Here is a 14,582-nt window from a genome sequence, read left to right as displayed (position 1 = left end):
AAGCATGGTCGTTTGTTAAAGATTTTTGGCTTGCGCCGAACTGCCGTAAATGGCGTTCGGACGCGCTAAAGCTGGTATATACCGAATCAGGGCATTCCAAGCCCCTAATCATTCTATACTGCTAATGCACATGCTATTACTTCATGTGTTCTCTTGTCAAAGGACTCGGCTCCGGTCAGGGTTAGCTGCTCAGGTTCCAGTAGGTGGGCTCGAAGCCGATGAGCAGTTCGTTGTCGCGTTCGACGGGTGTGATGACGAGGAGGGCGCGCATGGCGCGGGTCATGCCCACGTATATGGTGCGGCGCTCCTTGCCCAGGATCTCCGCGCGTTCATCGGTGGAGGCGTTCTCTGGGATAGCCGGATAGACGCTGCCCAGGAAACCGGACAGGGCCACGATGGGAAACTCCAGGCCCTTGGCGGACTTGAGCGTCAGGACCTTGATGCCGGGGCGGGCCAGGTTGAGCTCCTGCCCGCTCATATAGCAGGCCTCCAGGTTCTGGGCGTTGAGGCCATCGGCTATAGCCCGCCCGGCCTTCTCGCTGGGGACGAGCACGGCGCACGCTCCTAGGGTCAGGCGCAGGTTGAGGCTGGCCTTCCTGAAGAAACTGGCGAGGAGCTGCACCTCGTGATGACCGTTGAGCACGGCGCGCACATCGGGCATGGGGCCGTTGTTGACGTAGCGGCGCTCGGCTTCGACCGGCTCCAGCGCGCCGAAGGTCAGGTAGGCGTTGGCGGCCTCGCCGATCTCCTGCGTCGAGCGATAGTTAGCGTGCAGGATGCTGGTACGGCCCTGGAACCTGAGATCCTGGTGAACATCACTCCAAGTGAAGCCGCTGCCATAGATCGACTGATTGGCATCGGCGGTAATAAATATACGATTCGCGGCCTTGCTGAGCTTGACGAGCAGGCGCAGGGCGCAGGGATCAAGGTCCTGAGCCTCGTCGATGACTACGGCGTCAAAGCGCTCGTGGAGACGGCTTTGCTCGACGAGCTGTTCGGCGCGGGCGTGGCGCTGCTGCCAGGTCTCCTTGCCGCTCTTCTCGATCAGGGCGCACCAGCGCTGGTAGACCCGCCAGACGGCTTTGCGCTGGGTGGCGTTGAGGCGGAGTTTACGCCCGGTGCGGGGCGCGGCCAGGTAGGCCTCCAGGGTCGTGAGCTGGCGTGCGACGATGATAGTGGTCAGCTCTTCCAGCAGGTAGCTCAGGCCCATGCGCGTGAGGGTCTGCTTCTGCGCCTGCTGCTGGAGCAGGTTCCCCTCGAAGGTGGCCTCTTCGACGGCGCGGCGCGTAAGCTTGTTTAGCTCATCGTTGCTGAGGACCGGGCGCTGCTGCTGGCACTCGTGCAGGACCTGGCTGATCAGCTTATCGGCGGTCTGGACGGTCACAAAGCGCGCATCCTCGCCCAGGAGCTGGCGCAGCAGCTCGGAGGAGGAGTTGATCAGGGCGTTGGTATAGGTGGTGAAGAGGATGCGCGGCGCGGCCTGCCCCTTCTGGCGCAAAAGCTGCTGGAGGAGCGACTGGACGCGGTAGAGCGCTATGGTGCTCTTGCCCGTGCCGGGACCACCCTTGACCAGGGCCGGACCCGCGGCGTTGAGCGACCAGCGGGCGTAGGGTTCCTGCTCAGGCGAGAGCTTGAGCAGGAAGTCCAGCAGCTCGCCCTCTTTATAGCGCAGCAGGTCGTCGACCTTATGGCCCACGAGATCGGGCTGGCTGATGACATCCAGCAGGGGAGCCTCGAACATGAATTGGTCAAGCCGAAGAATGGTATCTTCATCGAGGCCGGGACACTCCCAGAGCTGCTGCCTGCTCTTGAGGCGCAGCAGACGCGCGTGGAAGGCGGGCGGGATACGCAGGCGCTGGAGGAGCTCGACTGTGACTGGCTCGGGGAAGGGTGGGTCCTCGGGATCGTGGGCCTCCTGCCATTGGTAGCGCTCGCGCTGCGCGTTGGCCAGGGCCTGGGGATCAACACCCAGATCCGCCAGCTCCTCGGGCGTCAACTCCTCATCGTCCAGCTCGACCTCATCCTCATAAGTATTGGCGTCGCGCATGCGTATGGTACAGATGCTCACGCTATGCTCATTATAGGTATAGAAGATGCGGAAGCGCCCCGAGCGCAGGCGATAAAGCTTGATGCCCAGCTTCCAATACTTCTTGAAGCGCATCTTAACCTTGCCCTCCGGCTCCGGGTTTGCCACCAGGGCGGAGATCTTCTCCATCACCTGGTGCATCTCCTTATGCGGCAGGGCCAAAATATCATTGAGAAGCGCGGGCTTCAGCAGAAACTGGCGTTGTGTAGCCATGATAAGAGAGTCCTTTTCTCTATGGTTGATTCCAGATCGGGTAGTGGTTGCATCGCGTTCCAGATCGGGTAGTGCTTGTAAACGGCGCACCTACCCTCACTTCCCTGGAATGCCCCGCCCATGCAGGAGGGGAAAGGTAGGTGCGCCGTTTACAAGCACTACCTTTCCCCTCCTGCATGGGCGGGGTGCCCACGTCATCAGAAAAGCTTGAGCTGGTCGGCATCTTCGCCAAAGAGCTTTGGCTGGCGCGTGCCCTCTGGCGCGATGGCTTCGCCAGGCTCAGGCGCAGCAGGAAGCTCGCCCCCAGCCTTTTTCTTCGCTCGGCCCTTGCCGTTGGCCTTGGAACCCTTCTCGAATAATCCCGCCTGCACCTCCTCCTCGTGGCGCTGGTGGTTCAGCAGGAGCAGGCGGTCCAGCACCTCGCGCCGCGCCGCCTCACTGATGGTGTAGCGCAGGCCTTGCTTCGTCTCGTGGAAGCCGTGCTCCAGCTTAAGATCCTCCCAGCCATAGGCCCGAGCCACTGCCTCGTCCATCTCCTTATGCAGCTCGCGTAGCTTCACAATGGCGGGATCATGCTCGTCGGGATTGTGGAAGCGGTTATAGGTCTTGGTTAGCCCTCCTGCCGCTCCTGCATGATGGCCTGACGATGGTTGTAGTAGAGTTCGCCGATGTCCTTGAGGCTTTCCATGCTTGGAGGGAATGGGAAGGTCTCAAAGCAGTCAGAGGGAGTGTAGCGCTGATCGTTCCTCATGCTTGAGCCGTTGACTCGTGTCCAATCACTGTGGAACGTACATTGAATGAGAGTAAAGTAAGCATCGGACTCTGCTGCAATGACAGCAGTTGCATCAGAATATACTATACCTAGTGGTTCCCAGTTGCAAAGACAATATTTCGATACTCTAGGAACTACCAACACTCGCTTCATGTTTGCGATGGTGGAGTAGAGGTCTATACCTTTTCGTGCATATTGCCACCAAAACTTGGCATACCCTCTAGCTGAGGCATCTGCTTTATGTCCAAGTTTGTCTCTTTCAGGCTTTACTCGTTCACGTATGATTCGCAAGCAATTTTGGTAGGTTTCTGCTTTTTCAAGGGGCCAGTCATAAAAGTTTATCACCCAGCGACTTGGAGATTGATCTGGGCGTGAATTAAGATCTTCACCGTTAAGGAAAGGAAAGAGTACTTCTTGAGCACGTGGGTCTTCGTTGATAAGTGCTTGAGCCTCTTCTGGTGCTAAGATAAAACCTGTGCCTAAGACAACAGAACCCTGAAAGGATTTTTTTGCGTTAGATATGAGTCTATAGGGATTTCCGAGAGCTCTACCAGGTATTGCGAGAAAAGGAGTGATGCCTATGACTGGTACATCATTTAACATGTAAGTATTGTGCCATTTTCCTTTTCTAAGCCAGACTTGAGCAATTTCTAAATTGGCTTCCCCCGGCCATTTGCGGCTAGAAATTGCACGAGGAATGCTCCAACCTTCTGCTACTATCTGATCTAAACCTACTTCCCTTGTATCTCCCTGAGCAATAGTATTGGTGGCAATGAGTGAAGCCATACCTTCTTGCTTAAGCAGGTTAGTTGCACGTAAAAAGAAATAAGCGCACAGATCTGCGACCCCTGTTTTTTTATTTCCTAAATATTCGACTAGGTAGTTGCGATATTCTATACCTAATGCTCCAGTAATCTTTTTCCCTCCCTGGAATGGCGGATTACTCACAATAGCCGAGAAGCCGCGATCTTGCTCTGATCCTGCAAAGACTTCGGGGAATTGGAGGTCCCAGTGGAAGGGAGTACGTTTATTGAGCAGAGCATTTGCTTCGGCTCTGAGTCGTTTGTATTCTGCGAGAATAGGTTGCCACCCCTGAGCGGTAAAGCGCTGCTGTTGAGCCTCGGCAAAACCCTGTACGAGGGCGAAGTAGTGTAGACCTAGATCGCCCTGTTCAATACTCTGGCGACGTTTGGTATCCTGCAAAGTGATACCAACGAGCATATCCGCGCCAAGTTTGACCACGTCGAGCGCCTCATCAGCCTCTTTGAGTTTTCGCGCCTTCTCTTCGATCTGGTCAATTGCGTTGCTTTGCAGTGAGCGGATTTGCTGGCGTAGGCGGCGGGCGTTCTCAATGGCAACATCGATACCCGCGCGAACAAACATGCCCTGTGAGGTGTCTCCAGACTGAGCAGCAAGTGACCAGTTGAAGATCTGTCTTTCAGTAGCACCTAGCAGAGTGTCGCCGGAGCGCAGGTTGTGGTCGAGGAAGGTGAAGGGCTTGTGGCGAGCAAGGGTAATGAGCCAGAGCGAGAGTTTGGCCATCTCCACGGCCATGGGGTTCTTGTCGACGCCGTAGATGCAGCGTTCGGCGATGAGGCGGCGGGCGTAGGCCAGGCGCTCCTCGGGATCGAGGGGGAGCAGTTCTTCACTGGGGATGCCTCGCGAGGCCCGGCCCTCGGGTCCGGTAAGGATGGGCTGTACGCTGGCGTCCGTGGCTTGTTGCTGCTGCTCGGTGTGCTCCCAGGCCAGGACGAGCTTATCGGCCAGGTAGCGGCAGGCCTGTACGAGGAAAGCTCCCGAACCCATGGCGAAGTCGCAAATCTTGAGGTCGAGGATCTCGGCGGCGCCGCGCAGCCTCCACTGCTCCTCGGGCAGGCCCTCGGCGGGTCCGACATAGACCAGGGGATCGAGAGTATGCTTGACGATAGGCTCGGTCAGGCTGCGCGGCGTATAGTGCGTGCCGGTGGAGCGGCGGTCACTGCCCTTTGTTACATACACGGAGCCGGGCGTAACGATGACATAGCTGTCAAAGCTATCCTTGCGCAGCAGGCCCACAAAGGGAAGCACGCGCTCAAAGAGCTCCTGCTTGTTATCGCAGGCCTCCATCAGGCGGCTGCGTGCCTCCTGCTTCTCCAGTGTCACGGCGAGGCTCTTCTGGAGCGCCACCTTTGAGCGCTTTGTGTTTTCCTGTAGCCATTCAAGAAGCGCGGCCTCTCCCTTGCGAGCCTGGGCCTCAAGCTCGTCCAGGCTGACCTCGGGCTCAAGGTCGGAGGCGCCTTGCAGGCCGAGGATGGGGTGTGGAGCGCGGCGGGCGGTATGGTCGAGCAGGCCCTCGTAGACGTGGCCGATCTGCTCGATATCCAGGCCACGGAAGGAGAGGCGGCGTGGCTCGGTCCCGCCACCGGGAATGCGCACTTGCAGGTATTGCAGGGCGTTGAGCAGGTAGAGCACGGTGCGGTTATCGATGCGCAGGGGATTGGCGGGAGTCTCGCGCCAGTTGGTCTGTCTGGCGCGACCCTCCAGGAAGGGGAAGCGGTCGGGATCGAAGAGGCGCCCACCATAGGCGGGGAGGCTCAGGTCGGGATGCTCCACGCCGCCATATACGATGCGGAAGAGGGCCAGCAGGCGGCACCAGGCATCGTGGCGCAGGCCCAGCACCTCCTCGGTCTGCTGATCGGCCTGCTCGCGCAACTGCTTGATCATCGTCGAGACAGCATAGTTCTGGTCATAGAGGGCCTCGCCCAGGCAGAGCAGGTTGCGCTCCTCGGCTGAGAGGAGGAAGACCAGGCGCATCATGACCGTCAGGGCGGCCTCGTAGAGCTCTTTCTCCGTAACGCCCGTGAGGAGCTGACGCCCCTGGTCCTTGTCGATGCGGTCGAGGGTATGCACCAGCATCTCGACGGCGCGGCGCACCTGCTCGCCGAGCTGGTCGGTGACCTCCTGCTGCTTCTGCGCGCTCTCGGTCAGCAGGGTCTCGATGGTCTGATCCTCGGGCACGTTGAAGAAGCGTTCCGTGCCCAGCAGGCTATGGAAGGCACGCAGGGTCAAGGGCTCCTCGGTCCAGAGGGTGGCGTCCCAGGTATAGTAGCCCGTCGTCTCCTGCTCGGGGGCATCGACGAGCATCCAGAAGCGGCCATTGGTCACCAGGCCCAGGCGCACACCCTTCTCTCGTAGCATCTCCATCATACGCGTGGCGGGCGAGACCTTCCAGTTGGTGAACGTAACGGCCTTCTCCAGGTCCTGGGAGGGGGGATAGAGCTGGACCAGCACGCGCGGCTTTGGCTCAAAAGGGGAGCGAATGACCATATCCGGGCGGATGGTCTCGCCATATTCTTTCGAGGTATAGCTGAGATCGGCGGAGATGGCCTGCCCTTCGAGGATGGCCTGCTCGTCCATCGAGAGAACCTCTTCCAGCACGAAGCGCAGCCACTGGGTATGGATGGCGGGATCTGGGCGCGTGCCGCCCTGGTTATCGGCCCACTCTTCATAGGCCAGACGCACGCGGCGGCGCAGCTCGGCCTCGTCGCCCTGGAGGTCCAGGCCCTGCGGGAAATATTTCAGCAAAACGGGCATGCTGACAAAGGGACCGGAAATATCGATCAAGGCCAGCCAGTTGGCGTGCTGGCGGGCGGTGCTTTTATCGTTGGACATAGGTGGGCCTTTCTACCAGCCCGAGGGCGGGAAGAGGAACATGAGGGCGACGGGGAAGAGGCGGGGCTGTGGGTACGCGTAGCGCTGCTGGATGCGCTTGACCTCTTCTTCGATCTCCTCGTCGATCTGCTGGGCGCGTGCTTCGAGAGCGCGCAGGTCGTGATCGTACTGCTGGCGCTCCTCGCTGTTGAAGAGCGTGAGCTGTTGCGGTCCCTCTTCGGGCTGGCGCAGCTCGTTCAGGATGCTCTTCTGAAGTTCCTTGAGGATGGTCGTAATGTCGCGCTGCTCTTTTAACGCTCGGTCGTTTAATTTTTTGTTGAGCAATTTTGTGCGTGCACGCATCTGTTTTTCCAGGGCCTGCGTGACAGGGGCGCGCAGCCCGGGCCAGCTATGTGTAATTCTGCTCTGCTGGCGCTCTGGAGCCGGGTTGGGCTGGACAGAGGCCAGGACGCGGCTAAGCTCCTCTTCGCCCAACACCTCAAAATGGCCCTCGTGAATACGCCCACCAGTAACGATCAGCTCCTCGTGCAGGCGCTGGTTATCGCTGCCCAGGATAAGCAGGCGGGCGTAGGCCACCACGATGGGCGTATTACTGACATTGGGGGTCAGCGTGCGGGCCGTCACGCGATGCAGGCCGCCCTGTCCGCCGCCGGACCAGATCTCGGCGCGCAAGAGGCGCAGGGACATGGTGACGAGGCGATGGTTGAGGTGGGCCAGCACGACATCATCACGCCCATAGGCTAGAGCGTGATCGAAGACGATGGGGCGCTCCTGATGGGTGTGAGGATGCTCCAGGCCCTCCTTACAGCGCGCCCAGCTTCCACCCAGCTCAGGCACATCGTAGACCTCAATAGTCGGCCGCTTGCCATGCGGATCTACCAGTTGACGCTTTTGCAGTGGTGGCAGTTTGGCCAATTGCAGGGCGATCTCCACCACTGACTGGATGTTGCGCGGCTCCATGTGCAGCTCACGCTTACCATCCAGAAGCTGCTGATGTAGCTGGTGGATGCGCTGCTGCATCTTATCGCGCTCGCGCTGTTTGAAGGCTTGCAGACGTTTGGAGGGCGTATTGGCCTCGGCCTCTCTAGTGTCCAATGTCCTTCCTATGGAGCCTCTGAGCATGGCCTTCTCGACCTGGTCGGCGATCACAGGACCGACGCTGCCCAGGTCCTCGCGGATCTGGTTGATCTTCTTGACAGCGGTCCAGAGGAAGGAGAGATCGGCATCCAGCTGATCCTTCTCTTGCCAGTACTGCGTTTGTTGATAGGTGCTGCTTACAAAGTGATAGATATCGACCTGGGGAGCGCGCTGACCATGGCGATCCACGCGACCGTTGCGCTGCTCCAGGCGATTGGGATTCCAGGGAATCTCATAGTGGATCAGGCGCGAGCAATAGTTCTGGAGATCGATACCTTCAGAGGCGGCATCGGTCGCCAGCAGGATGCGGACCGAGGCATCATCTGGATCAGCCTGGAAGGCTGCCTTGACCTCTTCACGATCCTTCATATCCATCCCGCCATAGAGCAGGAGGGTGCGTGACTCGCCATCGGGTCCCTTCTCGGTAAAGCCCTCGCGCGTCAGTAGCTCAAAGAGCCATTTCTGTGTATCGCGATACTCGGTAAAGATAATCACGCGCTCACGCGACCACTTCCCACCTGGCTTGATATGTGCCTGGAGCCACTTGACCAGCTCCTGAGCCTTGCTATCGCTGCGCTGGCTGGCCTGCTCGGCCCAGGCGCGCATCTGCTCAAGCTGGGCCAGGTCCTGCGCATTGGGGGCCTCGAAGAGGGGAGCGGTCGCCTCCAGCGCCTCAGCCGTCGCATCGTAGAGCTCTTCCTCATCGTCATGCTCCTGCTCAATCTGCTCCAGCTTGCCGCGCAGGATGCCCACGCTGGGACGACGCGTCACGCTGGCGTGGCGCCTGGGCGTCGTCAAGGATTCGATATGCTTCTCCAGCGTCGAGAGGAAGGCCATGGGCGAGGAGAAGAGACGCTTCTTGAGCAGCGTCGTCACAAAGTCCACGGCGTAGAGCGAGGTGTTATCGCCCTTCTCGCGGGCCTGTCTCTCGCGATGGCGGCTATACTCACGCAGGGCGCGATGGATCTCACGCTCCTGCTGCGTATAGGAGACGGGAATATCGGCGATCTCGCGTTTAGGGAAGCGTGCGCCTCCATCCCAATCCTTCATCTCCGACTTCAGGCGGCGCACCATAATGGTCTCAAGCTGCCTCTGATTGGGATTGACGCCACGCGCGAAGCGCTGGTTATCCAGCAACTCAAGCAGCGCGGAGAAACTCTCGCGGTAGCCATTGTGCGGCGTCGCCGAGAGGAAGAGTTTATGCTCAAAGTGAGGCGCGATACGGCGCAGGGCCTGCGTCTTCTGCGAATCGGTGGCGTACTTGCCGCGACCCGAGGGCGCCACGTTATGGGCCTCATCCACGATCAGCAGGTCATACTTGCGCGGATAAAGCGACTCGCCTTCGCGGGGCAGGGTCTCGCTAAAGAGGCGCAGCGGGCGCTCGCGCTTCAAATAGTCTACCGACGTAATCAAGCGTGGGAAGTGGCTCCAGGGATTAACATGGGGACCACGCTCACGGCGCAGCTCGCTTACCAGCTTGCTATCGACGATGCGGAACTCCAGGCCAAACTTATCGCGCATCTGGTCGCGCCACTGTACCTGGAGCGAAGCGGGACAGACGATCAGCACGCGGCGAGCGCGGTGGCGAATAATCAGCTCCTGAATGACCAGGCCCGCCTCAATCGTCTTACCCAGGCCAACATCGTCCGCGATCAAGAGATTAACGCGTGGCATCTCAATCGCGCGGGCCACGGGATCGAGCTGGTAGTCCTCAAGCTGGATGCCGCTGCGGAAGGGAGCCTGGATAGCCTGCACATCCGCGCTAGAGGCCGCGCCCCAGCGCACCGCGTTCAGGAAGGTATCGAGGCGCTCGGGCGTATCGAAGCCGGTTGGCTCAGGCAGGGCCGCCCCATCGAAGGGCTGGGCTCCCGGCTCAATCTCCCAGATCACCTGAAGCTCCTCGCCCAACGCGTCGTCTTCCACTGAGGAGAGCGTCACCAGGTGCTGCCTGGATGTCAGCGAGCGTGTAGAATGGATATCGGGTGGGAGGGGATTTTGCGCGATATCAACAACCACGTAACGGCGATGACGGACCGCCACCAGTTGACCGGGTTCAGGAAGAGCAAAGGTAGAACCCACGAGCGTTCATCTCTTTCTAGCCACATCCAGGCAAAGAGTGCGTATGGGTGCGGGCGTGATGTGCTATTGAAGTGCGCACTCACATAGGAGGAGGTTCCTATGCAAGGTCACAGGTACTGTATAGCGAGCACATCAACGTGCCTTAAGAGGCGCACCAGCACGCCACAACAAATATTTTAAGAGAAACTGTCTATCATAACAAGCAAAGAAAGGAAGAAAGAAAATAAAGGATTTATCAAGCTATAAAAGACTTATCACCCTATAAAGAAGAAGAGAGAAATTGGCACATTTCTCAAGTATTGAGCAAGAGCTATTATACAACGCCTCGCATGGAAAATCTATATACGTACTCATCAATTTCTGAATTGACTGAAGATTTGGAGTGACTTTCCAGATTTGAGCTAGTGCGGATAGTTATTATCGAGAAGTCTTTTCAATGGTAGGCAAAAATTGCATTGGGGATGGGTTCCCATATATGGTCTCTACTCAGCCCCATCCCTTCTTGTATAATCTTCAGCTTATTTAGCGAATTGTTTTATGGAAACTTTTCGGTTTTTTATAGGTCTTTTTCGTTTTAAACATCGCCTGAGTACCACTATATTTTGCTGGGCAAGTGTGTTTTCTGGAGCCTGTTCCAAAATGAGTTCCCAATGGCGATACGCTTCTTTTAGATCTCCTACAGATATGCAAGCCATTGCCAGGGCGGCACGAGCTTCTATATCTTGGGGATACCAGTAAACTACTGCTGCAAATAAGTCACGGGCTCGGCTTAAATCTCCTTTGTGGGCGTAGGTAACACCTTCATTAAACAATTGTGCTTGGTGCGTGATTATATGTATATATTCTTTAATTCGTGTACCGCAATGTATACATTTCTCCGCATCTGGGTCATTGGCTGTTCGGCAGTTCTCTGCAGGACAAATGATCTGCATTTATATGCCCCTTCCTGTACAGGCACGAATGGTATATATGCCATCCGTGCCTGTATATTTTTTGTTACTTCTATCGTATTAGCCGCGATATTCCAAAAGACCTTGCGTATCTGTTGGCTCGGTTGAACTCTTGAGTATATTCTGGATCTGCTCTAGTTGATTCAAACTTTGGATGGCTTTTTGCGATACCCCTTGGGGATCGTATTGAACAGATTTTGTTATTCCCTCTAACTGTTGCTGTATCTGTTGAAGTTGCTTTTGTAGTTGTGTATGACCCTGTGACTGGGCAAGTTGCTCAAGGTCTGCCGCCTGCTTCGCTGCATACGTGCTATAGTCTTTGGCTTTTTCGGACTCCGTTCTTGTATCTGTTGCGCTATTCACTTCCCATAAAAGATTGCTGAGGTATCCTTTAATGGATTCTAGCATATTAAATGATTCAGAATATGCTATTTGATCATTTGCGTTAAAGGCCTTTTCACCTTGCGAACGATGCTCATTAATTGTCGTGGCGAGTTCACTGTAATTGTACGATTTAGGCAGCTGCCCACTAAATGCGCGTAATTGCATATTGAGTTGAATACAAGATGCACCAAGGGAATCAAATTCGGATTTGTCAGGCTTCAGACTAACCTGATGCCTTGCCATACTGGTTACTATCTCTTTCATCTCTTCGTATTCATGGATACACTGCCCTTCATCTTCTCGTTTTAGAGCATCCTCGTAACCTTTTTTGGCATGTCGATATTTTGCGCTTATAAGGTGGCGCTGGTTAGCTGGGAGTGACGTAATCCCGCTGAGAAATTGTGTATCCAGTGCTTGTACTTCTTCATCAGTAGGTAGCTGGTCGGGTGGAAGTAATGTCACCTCTAGCTCGAATACCTCACTTCCAATTCTTCCTTTGACTGTAATATGTGACAGTTTATCCATAGTTACAGTAATTTCAGCTGTATTACTTTTTGACGCTGTGTATGAATTTGGCAAATGTATTTCCTGGATCTTTTTGTTCTTCTGATAAATTGGCAGGCGAATAGTATCTGCGTTTTCAGGAATAAAGAGATCTGTATGTGTTTTGCTTACTGGTAAGGTTCCTAGTGCCTCGATAAGGATTTTTGACTCTACCTTTCCATTATGGTTGACATCTAAGCGAATTTCTTTGGGCGCTATTGCTGTACCGGCAGAACCTCCTGTTGGGCGTAGCGCTTCCTCGCTCTGATAGATGAATCGCTCTATCGTGGCAATTGAGGTGCCATAGGAGTCGTAGATGGTAAAGTTTAAGAGGTTTCTATCAGCTGGTTGCAACCGGACGCGTGTAAAGCCGAAGTTCCCATTCTTCTTTAGTTCTTGCTCATCTTCATAGTGAAGATCCGGTACACTAAGACGTATTAGCCCTTTTTCTAGATTAAGTTCAGGTGTAAGCGCTTCTATGGTCCCAGCAATATGAGTTTGCCTGGCTCCTGTTGCGCTCATTCCCCGAAACGAGACGCGTACTGTCTTCTCCGGGTTATATACGGCTAATCCGCCTGTGGCTGCTGCACGAATGGCTGCACCCAGTGCAACGATGGTATCTACTTTCTTGTAAACTGGTTCGCTACATTTGGCACGCTTCTCTCTTACTGTAGGGTCAGCGCAGAAATTCTGCTTTATCATTTCACGTACAAGAGGAATATGTGTTGATCCACCTGCAAGGATGATTGCGTCAATATCTGCCAGCGTCACACCAGCTTTTTGTTGAGCCTGTTCTAGCGCTTCGTGGAGATAACCAAACGATCTCTCAATCATCGGTTTGACGATCTTTTCCACATCCTGGCGTTCAAATTCCATATCGATGTCGACCCACTCGCCAGATTTATCCTGTAAATCTGTTGTGCTGCGCAGTGTTGTTTCTGTAGCTGTAGAAAGCGCGATCTTTACACCTTCAGCGAGGCGCTTGAGCTTGGCAATGCGTTCTTGGTCCGCGGGATCTTGGCGGTCAAGATTCAGATCGTAACCTTCGCGAATTAAACGTTCAAGTATCTCTTCTGCTAGTACTGTATCGAAATCATCTCCGCCAAGCTGTGTATTGCCATTGATAGCTAATACTTCGAACTCCCCTTCCGTACAACGCAATATGGAGACATCAAATGTCCCTCCTCCAAGGTCATACACAAGGAAAATACCATTTTGTGTGTTGGTCTCCCAACAATAGTGGCATGCAGCGGCAGTTGGCTCATGAAGAAGTTCGAGGACTTGAAGTCCTGCCATCTCTCCTGCTTTACGTGTGGCATCGATCTGAGGCTGATCAAAATAAGCAGGCACTGTGATAATTGCTCTATCTACTATCCATTCTGTGGAGTTGGTCGCTAGCTTTGCAACGTCCTCTTCAATTTGTCGTTTCATTTCTGCCAGAATGAAAGAAGAAATCTCTTCCGGCGTTCTGTCTTCGTTGGTAAGTCGAACCTTTTCCTGCGTCCCCATTTTGCGCTTAATTGACTTGATAGGTTCTGGAGAACTGCCGATACGCATTACTGCTCTGCGCCCCACAACGATCTCCCCAGTTTTCCGATCCTTCCAGACACAGCTTGGCGTGGTTTCTCTCTTTGCATCGCTATGTATGATAATCTCTGTGTCATGCTCATTCATCAAAGCAACAACGCTATTGGTGGTGCCTAGATCAATACCTACCGCTTTGCTGATAATTTGTTTGACCATCTTTCTTTTTGTCTCCTTTTAGACAAGCTTTATACTTCTTCTTGTATAGATGCCTCTTGCTCGAGAGGAGCACCCATGATGACAATGCCTTGCCGTATAAGATGTCCCTGGTAGCATACTGCCGGTGCTGTCACTTCCGCGACAACCTCTCCTGTAAACTGACTGCTGTGGCGCCAGCCATCCACCTCTACCATATCTGCAACCTCATCAAATGTTTTTTCTTGTAGGTCAACGTTATCAAAACCGGCTTTTTGCAGTGCTTCAAGCATTTGTTTCTTGATAATATTTACAGATCTATAAAATTTATAGAATGTCCGGATCGAGTCTTCTTTTGGTTGGTTGCGTTCAAGCACTTTTTCTAGTTGGGCAACGAAGACCATCTGCTGTGCTAGTATGTTGACCAGATCATTCCGCATCCGGTCCGTTCTCTGGATCTCTTGAGAAAGAGATAATTGTTGTTTTCTTATGAGTGTGGTGATCTCTGCTTGAGGCGACTGTATGTCTACTTTAATGGGAGCATCTCTTTTCCTGAATGTGCCCCAGTCGATTAATTTATCCAAATATGACATGAACTGCCTCCAATGGTGAACTCATCTCTGATTTGGGAGCTTCCTCAATTGCTACAGAAATATCTGCTTCAGGTACTGCAAGTAAGTCTTGGAGAAGCATATGTAATAATGCTGCGATATCAAAATCCTGCGCGTTGAGTGGAGGTAGTTCTTTGAGAAGAGCATCTCGACGTACTGGATGTCGCTTGTATTTTCTGACAAAGTCCCCCCATTCTTCATCTTCATACTGAGTATCAGGCATTTCAAATAATTCATATTTCAGCCGTAATACAGGATTAGTGAGCAACTGCTCTTTCGCCCAGCGGTAATACTCTCTTTGTTCATCAGTTTCAGCAAGATCGTAGAATTCCTGACTTCGTTCAACAATTTCCCTATTAGTCGCAGTCGTTGGTAAACGAAGTATGTGAAAGGGGTTGGAATTTTCTTTTGCTTCCATTGAGGAATGAATATCCTTT

8 protein-coding genes are annotated in these 14,582 nt (G+C 54.4%); all 8 read right to left on the bottom strand.

From position 1 onward, the window contains the following. Window positions 1-181 precede the first annotated feature (181 nt). Window positions 182-2,299, bottom strand: coding sequence for a UvrD-helicase domain-containing protein (locus tag JMJ16_RS18890; protein ID WP_201383981.1), 2,118 nt, complete (start codon window positions 2,297-2,299; stop codon window positions 182-184). Between the two features lie 197 nt (window positions 2,300-2,496). Further along, a complete protein-coding gene (locus JMJ16_RS18885) occupies window positions 2,497-2,832 on the bottom strand; it encodes a hypothetical protein (protein WP_201383979.1) in 336 nt (111 codons plus the stop codon). Window positions 2,833-2,909: 77 nt separating this feature from the next. Continuing rightward, window positions 2,910-6,722 (bottom strand): Eco57I restriction-modification methylase domain-containing protein, encoded by a 3,813-nt coding sequence (locus tag JMJ16_RS18880; RefSeq protein ID WP_201383977.1) that lies wholly within the window; start codon window positions 6,720-6,722, stop codon window positions 2,910-2,912. Window positions 6,723-6,734: 12 nt separating this feature from the next. Continuing rightward, a complete protein-coding gene (gene drmD, locus JMJ16_RS18875; RefSeq protein ID WP_201383975.1) occupies window positions 6,735-9,938 on the bottom strand; it encodes a DISARM system SNF2-like helicase DrmD in 3,204 nt (1,067 codons plus the stop codon). A gap of 518 nt (window positions 9,939-10,456) precedes the next feature. After that, on the bottom strand, window positions 10,457-10,870 hold the full coding sequence (locus JMJ16_RS18870; protein WP_201383974.1) for a tetratricopeptide repeat protein: 414 nt from the start codon (window positions 10,868-10,870) through the stop codon (window positions 10,457-10,459). Between the two features lie 78 nt (window positions 10,871-10,948). Continuing rightward, window positions 10,949-13,558 (bottom strand): Hsp70 family protein, encoded by a 2,610-nt coding sequence (locus JMJ16_RS18865; RefSeq protein WP_201383972.1) that lies wholly within the window; start codon window positions 13,556-13,558, stop codon window positions 10,949-10,951. A 29-nt stretch (window positions 13,559-13,587) separates the two neighbouring features. After that, window positions 13,588-14,127, bottom strand: coding sequence for a hypothetical protein (locus JMJ16_RS18860; RefSeq protein WP_201383970.1), 540 nt, complete (start codon window positions 14,125-14,127; stop codon window positions 13,588-13,590). Next, a complete protein-coding gene (locus JMJ16_RS18855) occupies window positions 14,111-14,563 on the bottom strand; it encodes a hypothetical protein (protein WP_201383968.1) in 453 nt (150 codons plus the stop codon). The genes JMJ16_RS18860 and JMJ16_RS18855 overlap by 17 nt, the downstream gene beginning before the upstream one ends. Window positions 14,564-14,582 lie beyond the last annotated feature (19 nt).

The sequence above is a fragment of the Ktedonobacter sp. SOSP1-52 genome, from assembly GCF_016587395.1.
This window is presented reverse-complemented; position numbering and strand designations above follow the sequence as displayed.